Annotated in this window: 12 protein-coding genes and 1 pseudogene; 10 read left to right on the forward strand and 3 right to left on the reverse strand. The window is 61.8% G+C overall.

Annotated features, from left to right (window positions below; all coding sequences use genetic code 11):
* A pseudogene (locus tag G3O01_RS12940) lies at positions 1–328 on the reverse strand (hypothetical protein); the annotation flags it as partial.
* A gap of 133 nt (positions 329–461) precedes the next feature.
* Between G3O01_RS12940 and G3O01_RS12945 the strand changes: the two are divergent.
* From G3O01_RS12945 to G3O01_RS12970, 6 genes are all read left to right on the forward strand, one after another.
* Entirely contained in the window at positions 462–1,931 is a 1,470-nt protein-coding gene (locus G3O01_RS12945) for a PLP-dependent aminotransferase family protein (RefSeq protein ID WP_205805187.1), read from the forward strand.
* 328 nt (positions 1,932–2,259) lie between these two features.
* Positions 2,260–2,715 (forward strand): HU family DNA-binding protein, encoded by a 456-nt coding sequence (locus G3O01_RS12950; protein ID WP_205805188.1) that lies wholly within the window; start codon positions 2,260–2,262, stop codon positions 2,713–2,715.
* A gap of 1,134 nt (positions 2,716–3,849) precedes the next feature.
* A complete protein-coding gene (locus tag G3O01_RS12955; protein ID WP_205805189.1) occupies positions 3,850–5,259 on the forward strand; it encodes a circularly permuted type 2 ATP-grasp protein in 1,410 nt (469 codons plus the stop codon).
* A 133-nt stretch (positions 5,260–5,392) separates the two neighbouring features.
* Positions 5,393–6,343 carry an alpha-E domain-containing protein gene (locus tag G3O01_RS12960; protein ID WP_205805190.1) on the forward strand — a complete coding sequence of 317 codons (951 nt, stop codon included), beginning with the start codon at positions 5,393–5,395 and terminating at the stop codon, positions 6,341–6,343.
* Positions 6,344–6,356: 13 nt separating this feature from the next.
* Positions 6,357–7,163, forward strand: coding sequence for a transglutaminase family protein (locus G3O01_RS12965; protein ID WP_205805191.1), 807 nt, complete (start codon positions 6,357–6,359; stop codon positions 7,161–7,163).
* Between the two features lie 155 nt (positions 7,164–7,318).
* Positions 7,319–8,227: a proteasome-type protease gene (locus G3O01_RS12970; RefSeq protein ID WP_205805193.1), complete on the forward strand. Its 909-nt coding sequence runs from the start codon at positions 7,319–7,321 to the stop codon at positions 8,225–8,227.
* A gap of 151 nt (positions 8,228–8,378) precedes the next feature.
* Here G3O01_RS12970 and G3O01_RS12975 read toward each other — a convergent pair whose 3' ends face one another.
* Both G3O01_RS12975 and G3O01_RS12980 read right to left on the reverse strand, forming a co-directional pair.
* Entirely contained in the window at positions 8,379–9,587 is a 1,209-nt protein-coding gene (locus tag G3O01_RS12975) for a porin (protein ID WP_205805195.1), read from the reverse strand.
* 397 nt (positions 9,588–9,984) lie between these two features.
* Positions 9,985–11,307: a YihY/virulence factor BrkB family protein gene (locus tag G3O01_RS12980; RefSeq protein WP_205805197.1), complete on the reverse strand. Its 1,323-nt coding sequence runs from the start codon at positions 11,305–11,307 to the stop codon at positions 9,985–9,987.
* A gap of 265 nt (positions 11,308–11,572) precedes the next feature.
* Between G3O01_RS12980 and fdnG the strand changes: the two genes are divergently transcribed.
* The 4 genes from fdnG (at position 11,573) to fdhE (ending at position 17,247) form a co-directional block, all read left to right on the forward strand.
* Positions 11,573–14,641, forward strand: a complete 3,069-nt coding sequence (fdnG, locus tag G3O01_RS12985; protein WP_205805200.1) for a formate dehydrogenase-N subunit alpha — start codon at positions 11,573–11,575, stop codon at positions 14,639–14,641.
* 10 nt (positions 14,642–14,651) lie between these two features.
* Positions 14,652–15,590 carry a formate dehydrogenase subunit beta gene (gene fdxH, locus G3O01_RS12990; RefSeq protein WP_205805202.1) on the forward strand — a complete coding sequence of 313 codons (939 nt, stop codon included), beginning with the start codon at positions 14,652–14,654 and terminating at the stop codon, positions 15,588–15,590.
* The gene (locus G3O01_RS12995) at positions 15,587–16,219 is read left to right on the forward strand and encodes a formate dehydrogenase subunit gamma (RefSeq protein WP_205805204.1); all 633 of its coding nucleotides are present in this window, start codon (positions 15,587–15,589) and stop codon (positions 16,217–16,219) included. The genes fdxH and G3O01_RS12995 overlap by 4 nt, the downstream gene beginning before the upstream one ends.
* Before the next feature lie 95 nt (positions 16,220–16,314).
* On the forward strand, positions 16,315–17,247 hold the full coding sequence (gene fdhE, locus G3O01_RS13000; RefSeq protein WP_205805206.1) for a formate dehydrogenase accessory protein FdhE: 933 nt from the start codon (positions 16,315–16,317) through the stop codon (positions 17,245–17,247).
* Positions 17,248–17,257: the final 10 nt, after the last annotated feature.

The raw sequence follows: 17,257 nt of genomic DNA on the forward strand, positions 1-17,257 counted from the left end.
GTGAAGGATAAGAACCGTTGGGGGCCCTCAGGCGGTGGTCAAGCACGGGCGGTGTTAGCCCGCTTTCTTTGCTTACTTTCTTTGCGGCGGCAAAGAAAGTAAGTGCCGCCCCGCACAGGGGCAACGCGTGAAGCACCAATAACAAAACGCGGATGCCAGCGAAAGCAAAAGCAAACCACTCCAGCGTCGCAAGACAAGCCAAAAGCACATGCCGCCCCGCACAGGGGCGACGCGTGAAGCAGGCAAAACAAATCGCGGATGCCAGCGAAAGCCCCAAAAAAACCAAACCCAGCGTCGCAAGACAAGCAAAAGCAAGTGCAGCCCGCACAGGGGCAACGCTTGCACCGCGTAGGCGCCACGCAGCGCATGCCAGCAAAAACAAAAGCAAACCAAACCCAGCGTCACAGACAGACAAACGCTAAGCTACCCCAAACCCCACCCCCAGCGGCGCAGCCAAAAAAATGGAAATCCACATATCAGTAGAGGGCCGCCACGACCTGGCGGGACAAATCTACAGACAGCTCCGCGCAGGAATCATAGAAGGTCGCCTGGCTGGCAACACCCAGTTACCTTCGACGCGCGATCTCGCGACGCAACTCGGCGTCTCCCGCAAAACGACCCTCGACGTCTTCGAGCGCCTGCTAGCAGAAGGCTTCCTGCACGCAAAACCTGGCTCAGGCACCTTCGTCGCGGAAGGTTTCCAGCGCCTGCCAGCAGAAAAACCGGCACACGCCCGCGCCGCGCAGGACGCAACCGAACCCACGAGCTCCAGTGCCCGGGCACAACCCATCTGGCGCACCGTGCCCGAAGTGCTCGGCCCGCAGCCGACCCCCGGCACACCGTATGACTTCATCGGCGGCATCACCGATAAATCCCATTTCCCCTTCGATGTCTGGCGCCGCTGCGTCAACCACGCACTGCGCGTGCAGGCGCGCGGTCGCGGCACGTATCGCGATGCCGCCGGCGAACAGGAACTGCGACTCGCCATCTCGCGCTATCTCGCGTTCAACCGTGCCGTCGCGAGCAATTGGGAAGATGTCATCGTCACGCAGGGCGCACAGCATGCGCTCGACCTGATCGCGCGCGTCACGCTGCGTCCAGGCGACGTCGCCGCTATCGAAGATCCTTGCTATCCGCCTGCCCGCGCATGTCTAACCGCTGTCGGCGCGAAGGTCGCGGCCGTGCCCGTCGATGCCGAAGGGTTGATCGTGAGCAAACTGCCGAAGAACGCGCGCCTCGTTTACGTGACGCCGTCGCATCAGTTTCCGCTCGGCATGCCGATGAGTCTCGCGCGGCGCGTCGAACTGCTGGAATGGGCGCAGGCGCGCGACGCCGTCATCATCGAAGACGACTACGACTGCGAATTCCGCTTCGAAGGACGTCCGATGGAGCCGCTGAAGAGCCTCGACCGCGCGGGTCTCGTCGCGTACGTGGGAACGTTTTCGAAGACGATTTTTCCCGAGCTGCGCGTTGGCTACATGGTGCCGCCTGCGTCGCTATTTGACACGCTGTGCAAGGCCCGGCAGATCGGCGACTGGCATGGATGCTCGCTCACGCAGACCGCGCTATCCAGTTTCATGCTGAACGGCGATTTCGCGAAACACCTGAAGCGGATGCACAAGCTTTACGCAGCGCGCCGCGCAGTCTTGCTCACGCATCTGCAGGGGGACCTCGCGCGCTGGTTCGAGCCGATCGCGCCGACGGCAGGCATCCATATGGCGGCGCTGCTGAAAGCGCCCCTGACGGAAGCAAATGTGATCGAAGCGGCGCGCGGCGAATCGATCGCGTTGCATGGGCTCGCGCCGTTTTATGTGCGCGCGAAGCCGCGGCCAGGACTCGTATTCGGCTACGGCGGCATCGAGGCCGAACAGATCGACGGCGCGCTCGTGACGCTCGCGAAGCTGCTGCCGCGTGTCGAATCAAGGACTTGAGCATTGCTTTGACGACATACGCGAGCCGCTTTGTCGGGTGTTTCTGACGGTTGTGCGCATGACGCTACCGTCAGGATGGACGTCCAGGGCCTGTTGATGGGTTCGACGATTGGTGCTGGACAGGTGCGTCGAAATGGCTTGATGCTCGCGTTTACCCCTTAAAAACAGGCTCGAAATGCACGGGGTAGTCAGCGCCGCGCAACAAACCGTAACCGTTATACACAAAAGATTCGCGCAGAAAGCAAAAGCGCTTGTAGAATCCGGCCTTGAAGCGTGTGCATATCGCGTGCGCTTCTCGCAATTACTGACCCTTAGAGGTAGGAGAAATATGGCGACTTCCGCAAAAAAGGTAGCGGCTAAGAAGGCTGCTACGGTTCCGACCAAGAAGGTTGCTGCAAAGAAAGCTGCTGCTCCCGCAAAGAAAGTCACGGCTAAGAAGGTCGCCGTGAAGGCGTCCGGCGCTCCGTCGCCGATCAAGGACACCTTCACGAAGGCCTCGCTGGCTGCACACGTTGCGGAGCGTGCTGGCGTCGAGCCGAAGTCGGCGAAGGCAGTTCTGGCTGCACTCGAAGACACGATCCTCGGTTCGGTCCACAAGAAGGGCGCAGGCGAGTTCACGCTGTCGGGTCTTCTGAAGATCGTCGTTCAAGCTGTTCCGGCGAAGAAGAAGCGCTTCGGCAAGGACCCGTTCACGGGTCAAGATCGTTGGTTCCCGGCTAAGCCGGCGAGCGTGCGTATCAAGGCACGTGCGCTGAAGAAGCTGAAGGACGCAGCAGCAGCGTAATTGATGTTGCTTGCAGCGGCGCAAGTTGCTGTGAGTGATCTTGATTGTTGCGGTCCCCGCATGCGGAAGTGTGCGGGGATTTTGTTTTTTGGTTTTGGTTTTGGTTTGGTTTTGGTTTTGTCTTGCGACGCTGGTGTGGTTTGCTAGTGTTGTCGCTGGCATCCGCGTTTTGTTTTGCCTGCTTCAAGCGTCGCCCCTGTGCGGGGCAGCACCTACTTTTCTTTGCCGCGGCAAAGAAATGTAGGCAAAAGAAAGCCGCTGAACACCGCACGCTCTTGTCATTGCCTGAGGGCCCCCACAGGTTCTTATCCTTCACGCGGCATCGTTCTTCTTGATGCCCGCTGCCAACGCTTCGAATTGGCTCATCACCCGCTTCACACTCCCGCGTCGCCCCATACGCGATCAAGTCGCCCACGTTCTATAGCTGCAAACTGTGTGTAGGCTTTCGCGACGTACGCACATCACTCCGGACTGAAAATCACGGTCCCGGCTCGAAAGCACGATCGGTGTCGTAGGAGCGCTGACGCGTGAGGCACTACGACCGACACACAGTTTGCCACCTGGGCGGCATCAACAATTCGCTGCCGCTGGCTGCGCTACGGGTGATTGAGGTGGGTGAAACGCCCATTCAAGGCGTTGGCAACGGGCAGTGAATGGCAGAACGCCGTGTGAAGTGGAGGAACCGTTGGGGGCCCTCAGGCGGTGGTCAAGCACTTGCGGTGTTAGCCCGCTTTCTTTGCTTACTTTCTTTGCGGCGGCAAAGAAAGTGAGTGCCGCCCCGCACAGGGGCAACGCTTGAAGCACCAGTAACAAAACGCGGATGCCAGCGAAAACCCCAAAAAAAAACCAAACCCACCATCGCAAGACAACCCAAACCAACCGCCGCCAGGCCAGAAAAACAAAAAAGCTCCCCGCACCGTGTGCGGCCCCCCACGCACCGTAGTAGCGCATAACCCCTCCTCGCGCTACGATGACACCGGCAAACGAGCGCCATCGCAGTGCGCATTCGTAGTGCATCTACCGCGCGCAGCGCACACGTCAGAATGGCATAACGCTTGCTTCATCGAGAGCGAAAGCGAAAACCGAATGCGCAGCGCATTCGCCTTCTATCCGACAAAAAGAGTGGGGCGTGACATGCGATGCTATGACGAGATGCGTCAGTTCGATGACGCCGTGCGGCCGCATTATCAGCGGTTCGAACGCTGGCTCGTGCAGCAGGGCAGTGAAGCTATCGAAAGAAAACGGGCCGAAGCCGATCTTCTGTTTCGCCGCGTCGGTATTACGTTTGCGGTCAACGGCGATCTCTCGGGCACCGAACGGCTCATCCCGTTCGATCTGATCCCGCGCATCATCCCGCGCGGCGAATGGGAAACCCTCGAAGCCGGCCTCCGGCAGCGCGTCCAGGCGCTCAACCTCTTCATCCACGACGTTTATCACGACCGTAACATCGTGCGCGCCGGTATCGTGCCCGCCGAACAGGTCTATACCAACGCGCAATATCGGCCGGAGATGCAGGGCGTCGACGTGCCGCTCGCCGTCTATGCGCATATCGCCGGCGTCGACGTGGTGCGCGCCGGCGAGAACGGCGAGTTCTACGTGCTCGAAGATAATCTGCGCGTGCCGTCGGGCGTGTCGTACATGCTCGAAAACCGCAAGATGATGATGCGGCTCTTCCCCGAACTGTTCGTGCAGAACCGCATCGCCCCCGTCGCGCATTATCCCGACCTGCTGCTCGACACGCTGCGCTCGGTCGCGCCCGAAGGCGTCGACGATCCCGTCGTCGTCGTGCTGACGCCCGGCATGTACAACTCCGCCTACTTCGAGCACACGTTCCTCGCGCAGCAGATGGGCGTCGAACTCGTCGAAGGCAAGGATCTCTTCGTCGACGACAACTACGTGTTCATGCGCACGACGCAAGGCCCGCGCCGCGTCGATGTGATCTACCGCCGCGTCGACGACGACTTTCTCGATCCGCTCGCGTTCCGGCCTGATTCGGCGCTCGGCGTGCCGGGCCTGCTGACGGCGTATCGCGCGGGGCGCGTCGCGCTCGCGAATGCAATGGGCACCGGCATCGCCGACGACAAGTCGATCTACCCGTACGTGCCCGAGATGATCGAGTTCTATCTGGGGGAAAAGCCGATCCTCAACAACGTGCCGACCTACCAGTGCCGCAAGCCCGATGACCTCGCGTACACGCTCGCGCATCTGCCTGAACTGGTCGTCAAGGAAGTGCACGGTGCGGGCGGCTACGGGATGCTCGTCGGGCCGGCGTCGACGACGGCGGAAATCGAAGCGTTCCGGCAGCGGTTGATCGAAAAGCCCGCCGGTTATATCGCGCAGCCGACGCTCGCGCTGTCCGCCTGCCCGACCTTCGTCGAAGCGGGTATCGCGCCGCGCCATATCGATCTGCGCCCGTTCGTGCTGTCCGGCAAGACGGTGACGATGTGTGCGGGCGGCCTTACGCGCGTCGCTTTGCAGGAAGGTTCGCTGGTCGTCAATTCGTCGCAGGGAGGCGGAACGAAAGACACCTGGATGGTCGACTGAACCGCATTCGACCGATATTCCACAGCGCCCGCATCGCGCGATGCAGGCGCGCAAGCCGACAAACCACGGGCAACCCGGCGCGCTTCGCGTCACAGCCGACGAAAGCGCGTCCAAACAAACACGGAAAGCCGACATGCTGAGCCGCACCGCCGATCATCTGTTCTGGATGGCCCGTTACATGGAGCGCGCCGAGAACACCGCGCGCATGCTCGACATCAACCTGAAGGCGCAATTGCTGCCGCAGACGCCCGAGCAGGAAGAGCGCACGCAGCGCTCGGTGCTGCGCATCTCGGAGCTGGAATACGCGTTCGAGCAGCGTTACGACGAGCCGACGCGCGAAAACGTGCTCGATTTCATGGTCGCCGATCCGACCAATCCGTCGAGTATTCATTCGTGCCTGCAGGCGGCGCGCGAAAACGCGCGTGCGGTGCGCGGCACGCTGACGACGGAATGGTGGGAAACGATCAACGATACGTGGCTCGAATTCAACGAGCGCACGACGCACGGTCAGGTGGCGAACAATCTGTCTGCGCTGTTCGAATGGGTGAAGTTCCGCTCGCACCTGTCGCGCGGCGTGACGATCGGCACCGCGTTGCAGGACGACGCGTTCTTCTTCACGCAGCTCGGCACCTTCCTCGAACGCGCGGACAACACCGCGCGGATTCTCGACGCGCGTTTCGCGGACGCCGAGCCGAACTCGCGTGAGGCGGCCCGCCAGCTCGAAGACTTCTATTACTGGACGTCGATTCTCAGCTCGGTGTCGGCGCTGGAAATCTATCGCAAGGTGTATCGCGATGTCGTGACGCCCGCGCGCGTGGTCGAGCTGATGATTCTGAATTCGCAGATGCCGCGCTCGCTGCTGGCGTCGCTGGATGGCGTGTGCGAGAACCTCGCGATGCTGCGCACGCAAGGCTCGAATCAATGCGAACGCTTTGCCGGCAAGCTGCGCGCCGAACTGCTTTACGCGGATATCCGGCAGATTTTCGAAGCCGGCCTGCATGCGTGGCTCACGCAGTTTCTCGCCCGCGTGTTCGAACTCGGCAACATGGTTGCACGCACCTATCTGATGCTGCCCGTTGCCTGATGGAGTGCTTTCAATGTTTCTGACGATCCGCCACGACACGTTTTACCGCTACGAATCGACGGTCCATTATTCGATCCAGCAATTGCGCCTCACGCCGTCGAGCGGTGCTTCCCAAATCGTGCGGCGCTGGACGCTCGACGCGCCCGGCAAGCTCGACTCGACTTTCGATGCCTACGGCAACGTGCTGCATACGCTCGTGCTCAACAAGCCGCACGACGAAATACGCGTGCATGTATCGGGGGAAATCGACACGTTTCCTTTGATCGACGGCCAGCTCGGCGACGACGCGGGCGCGATCCCGCTCGAGCATTTCACCTGCGCGACGCGCCTGACCGACTGCGATCCCGCGATCCGCGAACTGGCCGCGTCCGTGCCTTCGCTCGATAAGCCGGCCACGCTGATTACACTGGCGGAAAAGATCATCGATCGCGTGTCGTTCGAGGCAGGGGCGACGGGCGTGGCGAGCACGGCGTCGCAGGCGCTCGCGCTCGGCAAGGGCGTTTGTCAGGACCACGCGCATCTGATGCTCGCGTGCTGCCGCGCGCGCGGCATTCCGGCGCGCTACGTGAGCGGCTATATCGAACCGGGCGACGTCGAGCACGCGGCGAGTCACGCGTGGGTCGATGTGTGGCTTACGGGAACCGGCTGGATTTCCATCGACGTCACGCACGCCACGTTTGCCAGCGAGATGTATTGCCGGCTTGCCGCAGCGCGCGATTACGAAGCGGCGTCGCCCGTGCGCGGACGGCGGATCGGCGGGCTGGAAGAGACCCTCGATGTGTCCGTCGCAGTAAAGGCACAGGAACAATCGCCGCAGTAATCCGGCGCGCGCCATCGGGCTTCTTCGGGCAAACGACGGCTGCAGCGCGCGCCGCGCGCGCATTACAATGGCAGCGTCCCGCGGCGCTGCCGCGGTTTGTGCCTCTTTCCGGCTCGCTCAACCGATCGTTTGGGGCAGCCGTCTGGATTCCTGTCATGACTTACTGTGTGGCGATGTGCGTCGACGAAGGGCTTGTGTTCCTGTCGGATACGCGGACCAATGCCGGCGTCGATCACATCAGCACCGCGCGCAAGATGTCGGTGTTCGAAGAGCCCGGCGAGCGCATGCTGGTGCTGCTGGGCGCGGGCAATCTGTCGCTCACGCAGGCCGTGCTGCAAGAGCTGTCCGAGCCCGGTGCGCCGTCGAAGCCCACACTCTGGAACGTGCCGACAATGGCCGATGCCGCGCGCGTCGTCGGTCAGGCGGTGCGCGACGTGCACCAGCGCGAGGCCAATGCGCTACAGGAATTCGGTGTCGACTTCAATTGCAGCTTCATCCTCGGCGGACAGATCCGCGATGGTGCAGAGAGCGATAACGGCGCACAGCCGCGCCCGCGTCTTTTCATGATCTACGCGGCGGGCAATTTCATCGAGTCGTCGCGCGTGAATCCGTACTTTCAGATCGGCGAATCGAAGTACGGCAAGCCGATCATCGACCGCGTTCTCGTGCCGTCCACGCCGCTCGACGAGGCCGCGAAATGCGCGCTGATTTCGATGGACTCGACGCTGCGCTCCAATCTGTCCGTAGGCTTGCCGCTCGATCTGCTCGTCTATGAGAAGAACACGCTGAAGGTGACGCGTTTCGTATCCATCGATCAGGACAACGCGTACTACCAGATGATCCATCGCACGTGGGGCGAGCGGCTGCGGCAGGTGTTCGGCGAGATTCCGGATCCGGACTGGCAGATCTCGGGTGACGTGCCGCAAAACGGGCATGTCGGCGAGATGGTGCTGTATCGGCCGCCGGGCGCACTGCATATGGACGCCGATCGCGGCACGCCGGGCGTCGATGTGCGGCCCGCGCAAACGCTGGCACAAGCCGACAAGCCAAAAGCACGCGGCTGATTCTGCAGCTCGCGAGCGTCACGTCAACGCGTCCCTTGCGGACGCATTCAATCATTGCCGTCGCAACAATGAAAAAAGCCAGCTTCGGCTTGCGCCTTGGCTGGCTTCAGGGTACGGCCCGACGTCTCGGGCCGTAGGTCATATTGTTCTATTAGAACTTGTGACGGATACCCAGGCTGATGATCTCTTGCGAGCTCGAAGCCGATTGCAGACCGTACGAACCAACCGATGCGCCTGCGTCGACAACCTGACCCGAGGTTGCATCGCGCTGATGGCCGCTTGCGTGCTGGTAAGCGCCGATCAGGTACAGGTCGGTACGCTTCGACAGGTTGTAGTCGCCACCCAGCGAAACCTGGTGGTAGTTCGCCGACGTGTCGCCTGCGCCGTGCGTGTAGTTGTATGCCAGACCGACCAGCATTGCCGGCGTGATCTGATAGCCAGCGTATGCGCCTGCAACCTGATACTTCTCTTGCTCCGTAAAGCCCGAGAATGCGTCCGGCTTGTACTGCGCGAAGCTATAGCGGACGTTGAACGTGAACGGACCCGTTACGTACTGCGCAGCTGCCGACGAGATCGTGATCGACTTGGCCGACTGGTATGCGCCGTTGATGTTCGAGCCATCGAACGTGCCGTCCGACGTCACGCCTGCGTTCCACGTGCCGCCCACATTTGCAGCCGTCACGCCGCGGCTTGCCAGCGTGTTGCCGTTGTCCATGCGGAAGTAGCCAGCTGCAACGCTGAACGGACCGCCGCTCCACGTTGCTGCGCCTGCGTACGACTGGCCAGCGCCCGTTGCGCCAGCAACGCCGCCCAGAGCGTACATGCCTTCGAACTGGAAGCCGCTCCACACCGGCGACACGTACTTGATTGCGTTGTTCGTACGCGAGCTGTTGTCGTTGTTGTCAACGTCGCCCGGCGTCGTGAACGTGCTGCCGAAGTAGTTATCAGCCGTCAGCGGCTGAACCAGGTCGACCAGCGGGTCGTACTGGCGGCCAACCGTGAATGTACCGTACGCGTCATGCGTCACACCGACGTATGCCTGACGACCGAACAGCTTCGTGCCCGTGCCGTACGAACCCATCTTGCCGTTGTTCGGGTTGAAGCCGCTTTCCAGTTGGAAGATTGCCTTCAGGCCACCGCCCAGGTCTTCCGTACCCTTCATGCCCCAGCGGCTGCCTTGCAGGTTACCCGCTGCGAGTTGCCACAGGTTGCTGTTCTGGTTCGGGCCCGTTTGAACGTTGTGAACGTACTGGATCGAGTCATCGATCAAGCCATAAAGCGTCACGCTGCTCTGTGCATGTGCTGCGCCTGCAGCGCCGAGCAGTGCCAGCGAGAGCGTCGACAGTGCGATTCGTTTCATCCATTTCTCCACGCAGATGATTGGTTTTCGTTGTTGCGAAACGGAGAATAGCTCAGTGTCTCCAAGTGTAAGAACTGAAAAAAATTAAGGTGTATCGAAAAAGTGACAACCCGGTAGAAGCCTTATATCGTAAGGTTGTAGGCGATTGTTTCTGTTTTAGCAATATTGAATGCTTGACTATGCATTATTGTGCTTTTTATGACAGTGATCCGTGGGATCGGTACGAATTACACACGTTTGCGAAGGTCAAGCGTAAGAAAGTTGTCTAGTCGAATGCGGAAATTTCCGCTGCTGCATAAAGCAGCAATTCACGCTTGCAGGTCTCGACATTGACGATTCGGGTGGACAGGTTCTGCTGGATGTGATCGCCGCGTGCCGGCGTTGTTGTAGTAGACGCTTAATGGTCTGCTTGATCCGAATGCGGCGTTTCATTGCCATTCTGGCCGATGCGACGCCGCGCAAAAGCGGCTAGCGCCATCGCGGTGCTCGCCGCGATCAGCATCGATTCCCACGGATGCCGCCGCACGTAGCGGTCGGCCACGACGGCTCTGCGTTTCGCTTCGACGAGTGTTTGCGCGGCGGCGCGGGTCGCCTGCGTTTCGGCCTTGATGACGGTCCTGCCGATCGCCACGGCCTTGCCGATGCCCGCATCGTGCTTCGCCGCGAGCCGCCTGGCCACCGACGCCCGCGCCACGGGAGGTTCGACGGGCTTGCCCGCGCTAGAAGCCGTCGGTCCGCGTACCGGGCCGCGCTTCGCGTCTGCCGCCACGGTCGATGCCGCCAGCGCCGAAGCCAGCATCGCGCGGCTGCCCGGCAGTGCGGCGGGCGCGAAACCCCACGCGCCACGCGGATCGTGCATGCGGCCGCGCGCGGCGGCGAACTCGGCGCCGAGCAGCAGCACGACAGCCGAGAAGTACAGCCACATCAGCAGGACCGCCAGCGATCCGGCCGCGCCGAACGAATTGGCCATCCCGGCGTGCGCAAGATAGAGCGCGAAGAGCTTCTTGCCCGCCGTGAACAGCGCGGCCGCCACCGTTCCGCCGACCAGCGCGTCGCGCCAGCGCACGGGCGCATCGGGCAGGAACTTGAGCAGCGCGGCGAACGCGAACCCGAGCACCATCCAGCCGACGGCCAGCTGCAGCAGGTTGCCGATCACCACATAGGGCGAATCGCCCCAGATCCAGTTGCCGATAAAGGTGATCGCCGTGTCGAGCACCAGCGACACGATCAGCAGAAAAGCGACGCCCAGCACGAGCCCAAACGAAATCAGCCGCACGCGCACCAGCGCCATCACGCTCGACGTGCGCGGCGCGACGGACGGCCAGACGATATTGAGCGCGCTATTGAGCGACGAGAACGTCGCCGACGCGCCAATGGACAGCAGAACGAATGAGATGATCGCCGCGATAAAGCCCGAGCCGCCGCTGCGATGCGCGTTCTGCACGATGGTCGTGACGGCTGCCGCTGCGTCGTTGCCGAGCACGCTGTGCACCTGTCGGAAGAGTTCTCCTCGCGCGGCTTCCGCGCCGAAGAACCAGCCGGACACGGCGATCACCATCACGAGCGTCGGCGCGAGCGAGAACGCTGCATAGAACGCGATGCCCGCCGCCATCGCGGCGCAGCGGTTGTCGGCGAACTGCCGCAACGCGCCGACGGCCCACGACGCCTGCTTCTTCGCGGCCGTTTGCAACTTGTCGGCGGACAGTGAATCGAGTTCCATGACGGTCCTTCTTGACGAGGGTGTGACACAGCAGATGCGGGCGGATGCGCTTCGCATGACTCGCCGGTTCCATCGCGCGTGTGGCGGACACATGCGACTGACAATCGTATTACGCAAACCACATGCCCATCTACCTATGCGGATACAACAAGGGCGAGTCATCGGGCATGAGGCGTGCAGCGGCCTGGCGTTCCCCTTTGCTTACGGCAGTCAGGAAACGACTTATACTTTTTTCACCTCCCCACAATTAGAACGAGAGGCGATCATGTTGCAAATGTCCCGCCGTCAGTTTCTGAAGGTGACGGCAAGCACGCTTGCCGGTTCGAGCCTGGCCCTGATGGGCTTCTCGCCGGAACCCGCGCTCGCCGAAGTCCGACAGTACAAACTGGCTCGTACTACCGAAACGCGCAACACGTGTCCTTATTGCTCAGTCGGCTGCGGCATCCTGATGTATGGCCTCGGCGACGGTGCGAAGAACGCGACTGCCAGCATCATCCATATTGAAGGCGACCCCGACCACCCGGTCAATCGCGGCACGCTGTGTCCGAAGGGGGCGAGCCTCATCGACTTCATTCACAGTCCCAGCCGTCTGAAGTATCCCGAGTATCGCGCCGCCGGGTCCGATCACTGGCAGCGAATATCGTGGGATGACGCGCTCGACCGCATTGCGAAGCTGATGAAGGAAGATCGCGACGCGAACTTCATCGAGAAGACAGCGGACGGCAAGACGGTCAACCGCTGGCTGACCACGGGCATGCTTGCGGCGTCGGCGGCCAGCAACGAAGTTGGCTATCTGACGCACAAGACCATGCGCAGCCTGGGCATGCTCGCGTTCGACAACCAGGCGCGTGTCTGACATGGCCCGACGGTGGCAGGTCTTGCCCCGACGTTTGGCCGTGGAGCGATGACGAACCATTGGGTCGACATCAAGAACGCGGACGTGATTCTGGTGATGGGCGGCAATTCGGCCGAGGCACACCCATGCGGTTTCAAATGGGTGACTGAGGCGAAGGCGCACAACAAGGCGAAGCTGATGGTCGTCGATCCGCGTTTTACGCGCACGGCGTCCGTCGCTGACTTCTATGCGCCGATCCGCACGGGCACCGACATCGCGTTTCTGGGCGGCGTGATCAACTATCTGCTGACCAACGACAAGATCCAGCACGAGTACGTAACGAACTACACGGACTTTGCGTTCATCGTCCGTGAAGACTTCGCGTTCAACGACGGCATCTATTCCGGCTACGACGCGAAAGCCCGCAAGTACGACAAAACGACATGGGATTACGAGCGCGGCGACGACGGCTACGCGAAGGTCGACATGACGCTGCAGCATCCGCGTTGCGTGTACAACCTGCTCAAGCAGCATTATTCGCGCTATACGCCGGAGATGGTCGAGAAGACCTGCGGCACGCCGAAAGAGAAGTTCCTGCATGTGTGCGAGACGCTCGCGAGCACGGCCACGCCGGGCCGCGCGGGCACGATTCTCTACGCGCTCGGCTGGACGCAGCACTCCGTCGGCGCACAGATGATCCGCACGGGCGCGATGGTGCAGCTGCTGCTCGGCAATATCGGCATTTCGGGCGGCGGGATGAATGCGTTGCGCGGCCACTCGAACATCCAGGGCCTGACGGATCTCGGGCTGCTGTCGAATTCGCTGCCTGGCTATATGACGTTGCCGAACGAGCCGGAACAGGATTTCGAAGCCTACATCAAGAAGCGCGCCGCGCAGCCGCTGCGGCCGAACCAGCTGAGCTATTACCGGAACTACCGCGCGTTTTTCGTCAGCATGATGAAGTCGTGGTGGGGGCCGGCCGCGACAGCCGAGAACAACTGGGGCTACGACTTCCTGCCGAAGCTCGACAAGCCCTACGACCTGATGCAGATGATCGAATTGATGAATCAGGGCAAGGTCAACGGCTACATCGCGCAGGGCTTCAATCCGCTCGCGGCCGCGCCGAACAAGGCGAAGACCTCGGCGGGCCTGTCGAAGCTGAAGTGGCTCGTCATCATGGATCCGCTTGCGACGGAAACGTCGGAGTTCTGGAAGAACTACGGCGAATACAACGACGTCGATTCGTCGAAGATCCAGACGGAAGTGTATCGGCTGCCGACCAACTGCTTCGCCGAAGAGCGTGGATCGCTGGTCAGTTCGAGCCGCGTGCTGCAATGGCACTGGCAAGGTGCACAGCCGCCGGATGAGGCGCGCAGCGACCTGGAGATCATGTCGGGCATCTTCCTGCGCATGCGCAAGGCGTACAAGGAGCAGGGCGGCAAGTATCCCGATCCGATCGTCAAACTCGACTGGCCTTACGCGAACCCCGAAAGCCCGACGCCCGAAGAGCTCGCGATGGAGTACAACGGCCGGGCGCTCGCGGATCTGCCCGATCCGAAAGACCCGACCAAGGTGCTTGTCAAGAAGGGCGACCAGCTGGCTGGCTTCGCGCAACTGAAGGACGACGGCACGACGACTTCGGGCTGCTGGATCTTCTGCGGTTCGTGGACCCAGGCTGGGAACCAGATGGGCCGGCGCGACAACAGCGACCCGACAGGTATCGGCCAGACCTTGAACTGGGCGTGGGCGTGGCCGGCGAACCGGCGCGTGCTGTACAACCGCGCGTCGTGCGACCTGAACGGCAAGCCGTTCGACCCGAAGCGCAAGCTGATCGCGTGGAACGGCACGAGCTGGAGCGGGCCCGACATTCCCGACTTCAAGCTCGACGAGCCGCCCGAGAACGGCATGAATCCGTTCATCATGAACGCCGAAGGTGTCGCGCGTTTCTTCGCGCGCGATTCGATGAACGAAGGACCGTTCCCCGAGCACTACGAGCCGTTCGAGACGCCGCTCGGCTACAACACGTTTCATCCGAACAATCCGCTGGCGACGAACAATCCGGGCGCGCGCGTGTTTCCCGACGATCGCGCGTCGTTTGGTAAGTCGCCGGAATTCCCGCATACGGGCACGACCTATCGTCTGACCGAACACTTCCACTTCTGGACGAAGCACGCACGTCTGAATTCGATCGTGCAGCCGCAGCAGTTCGTCGAGATTGGCGAAGACCTCGCGAAGGAGATCGGCGTGGTGGCGGGCGATCGCGTGAAGGTGTCGAGCAAGCGGGGTTACATCGTCGCCGTGGCCGTCGTCACGAAGCGGATCAAGCCGCTGATGATCGACGGCAAGAAGGTGCAGACGGTGGGCATTCCGCTGCACTGGGGCTTCAAGGGGCTGACGAAACCGGGCTATATCACCAATACGTTGACGCCGGCCGTGGGCGACGGCAATTCGCAGACGCCTGAATCGAAGTCGTTCCTCGTAAAAATCGAGAAGGCATAGGGGAGGCGCCATGGCATTTCAATCTCTGGATATCAAGCGCCTTTCCGCGACCACCGTGCAGCCCACTTCGGTGCGGGAGCCGGTGACGGGCACGGTCGCGAAGCTGATCGACGTGACCAAGTGCATCGGCTGCAAGGCGTGTCAGACGGCGTGCATGGAGTGGAACGACCTGCGCGACGAAGTGGGGATCACGACGGGCGTCTACGACAACCCGCGCGATCTCAGCGAGCATTCGTGGACGGTGATGCGTTTCACGGAGTACGAGAACCCGAAAGGCGACCTCGAATGGCTGATCCGCAAGGACGGCTGCATGCACTGTGAAGATCCCGGTTGCCTGAAGGCATGTCCGTCGCCGGGTGCGATCGTGCAGTACACGAACGGCATCGTCGACTTCCATGAGGAAAACTGCATCGGCTGCGGCTATTGCATTGCGGGTTGTCCGTTCAATATTCCGCGGCTGTCGAAGGCGGATCATCGTGTTTATAAGTGCACGCTGTGTTCGGACCGCGTCGGCGTCGGCCAGGAACCGGCGTGCGTGAAGACCTGTCCGACGGGCGCGATCGTGTTCGGCACCAAAGTGGACATGATCGAGCACGCGGAAGAGCGCATCGCGGATCTGAAAGAGCGCGGCTTCGAACACGCGGGCCTGTACAACCCGGAAGGCGTGGGCGGCACGCATGTGATGTACGTGCTGCATCACGCTGACAAGCCCTCGCTGTATCACGGCCTGCCCGACGATCCGCACATCAGCCCGTTCGTGAAGCTGTGGAAGGGCGTTGCGAAGCCGCTCGCCGTCGCGGCGATGGCGCTGACGGCGCTGGCAGGGTTCTTCCACTACACGCGCATCGGCCCGAACGAGGTCACGGAAGAAGACGAAGACGCCGCACGCAACGCCGCGCACGACATCCGCGAAAAGCGCGAGCACAAGCCCGAGGAGCCGGTCAAATGAAACATCGACATGACAACCCGGAACTGATCGTGCGCTATACGCCGAACGAGCGCACGAATCACTGGATCACGGCGATCAGCTTCGTATTGCTCGCGCTGTCGGGCCTCGCGCTGTTTCATCCGTCGATGTTCTGGCTCACCGCGTTGTTCGGCGGCGGGCAATGGACGCGCATTCTGCATCCGTTCGTCGGCATCGTGATGTTCGTGTCGTTCATGATCCTGGCGCTGCGTTTCTGGCATCACAACTATCTCGACGCCGACGATGTGCAATGGCTGCGCCAGATCAACGACGTGCTGACTAACCGCGAAGACCGGTTGCCGGAAATCGGCAAGTACAACGCCGGGCAGAAGCTGCTGTTTTTCGTGCTGGTGCTGTGTCTGCTGATGTTGCTGCTGAGCGGCATCGTCATCTGGCGCGCGTATTTCGCGTTTTACTTCCCGATCGAAGTGGTGCGCATTGCGGCCGTGATTCACGCGATCAGTGCGTTCGTGCTGATCTGCAGCATCATCGTGCACATCTACGCGGCGATCTGGGTGAAAGGCTCGATTGGCGCGATGGTGCGCGGCACGGTGACGCTGGGCTGGGCGCGCAAGCATCATCCGAAGTGGTTCCGCGAAAGTATCAAGTGACCTGTTCAACGCGCGCTGCCGGGGGTAGCGCGCGTTGCCCGCGTATATCTGCTACTGTTGACGCCATCCAGTTTTCTGAATGACAGGAACCTGAATTGGTGCAACGCATCCTCGAACCCGGCCAGATCGAATCGCTCGATCAATCCGCCATTCCCCGTCTGCGCATGCCGGAGCGCGCGACACTTTTCTCTACGCGCGCCGCGCGTCTTCGCCAGCTTGCGGGCGCAAGCCCGATCGGCGGCTATATCCGGCTGATGGCGGCGCTCGCCGACGCGCAGCAACAGATGCTCGAGCAGATCGGCGCCGCGCTGCCCTCCGCTGAATCCATTGCCCTCGCGCAGCAGCATTCGATGCCGATCGCGCCCGCGAGCACGAGCGAACGCGATCCGTTGTGGCGCGACGTATTGCAGCGCCTGCTCGATCGCGTCGAAGCGGCGGGACTGGTGACGCCGATGCTGGCCCGAGTGATCGACGGCTTGCGCGTCAAGAGCGCGGAAGAACTCGATGCGCTCGCCGATGCCGTCGTCGGACTGCGTTTCAACGAAGTCGAACCGGCGTCCGCGCCGTTCGTGATGGCCGCGCTGCAGGTCGTGTGGACCGACATCGCGAGCCGGCTCGACCCGCGCGACGTGCCGTATCTCGACACGCCCGGCGCGTGCCCGGTGTGCGGCACGCCGCCTGTTGCGAGCATCGTGCGCGTGGGCGGGCAATTTCAGGGCTATCGCTACGTGCAATGCGGGCTGTGTTCGACGGAAACGCACGTGGTGCGCGTCAAGTGCACGAACTGCGATTCGACCAAAGGCATCGCGTATCACGGCATCGACGGCGGCAGTGAAGCGCTGAAGGCCGAATCGTGCGATGAGTGCCGCACGTATCGCAAGATCGGCTATCAGGAGAAGGACTACGACTTCGAGCCGCTTGCCGACGATCTCGCGAGCCTCACGCTCGATCTTCTGATGAACGAAGCGGGTTATCGGCGCAGCAGCCCGAATCCGCTGCTGTGGCCGGAAGTGTCTTCGGACGGTTGAGCCGTCGTCC

It is taken from the genome of Burkholderia sp. Ac-20365 (genome assembly GCF_017104715.1).
Lineage (GTDB): Bacteria > Pseudomonadota > Gammaproteobacteria > Burkholderiales > Burkholderiaceae > Paraburkholderia.

Bases quoted from the DNA above. Each gene is read 5' to 3' on its own strand.
- G3O01_RS12945 (WP_205805187.1), top strand. From the start codon at position 462: ATGGAAATCCACATATCAGTAGAGGGCCGCCACGACCTGGCGGGACAA.
- G3O01_RS12950 (WP_205805188.1), top strand. From the start codon at position 2,260: ATGGCGACTTCCGCAAAAAAGGTAGCGGCTAAGAAGGCTGCTACGGTT.
- G3O01_RS12955 (WP_205805189.1), top strand. From the start codon at position 3,850: ATGCGATGCTATGACGAGATGCGTCAGTTCGATGACGCCGTGCGGCCG.
- G3O01_RS12960 (WP_205805190.1), top strand. From the start codon at position 5,393: ATGCTGAGCCGCACCGCCGATCATCTGTTCTGGATGGCCCGTTACATG.
- G3O01_RS12965 (WP_205805191.1), top strand. From the start codon at position 6,357: ATGTTTCTGACGATCCGCCACGACACGTTTTACCGCTACGAATCGACG.
- G3O01_RS12970 (WP_205805193.1), top strand. From the start codon at position 7,319: ATGACTTACTGTGTGGCGATGTGCGTCGACGAAGGGCTTGTGTTCCTG.
- G3O01_RS12975 (WP_205805195.1), bottom strand. From the start codon at position 9,587: ATGAAACGAATCGCACTGTCGACGCTCTCGCTGGCACTGCTCGGCGCT.
- G3O01_RS12980 (WP_205805197.1), bottom strand. From the start codon at position 11,307: ATGGAACTCGATTCACTGTCCGCCGACAAGTTGCAAACGGCCGCGAAG.
- fdxH (WP_205805202.1), top strand. From the start codon at position 14,652: ATGGCATTTCAATCTCTGGATATCAAGCGCCTTTCCGCGACCACCGTG.
- G3O01_RS12995 (WP_205805204.1), top strand. From the start codon at position 15,587: ATGAAACATCGACATGACAACCCGGAACTGATCGTGCGCTATACGCCG.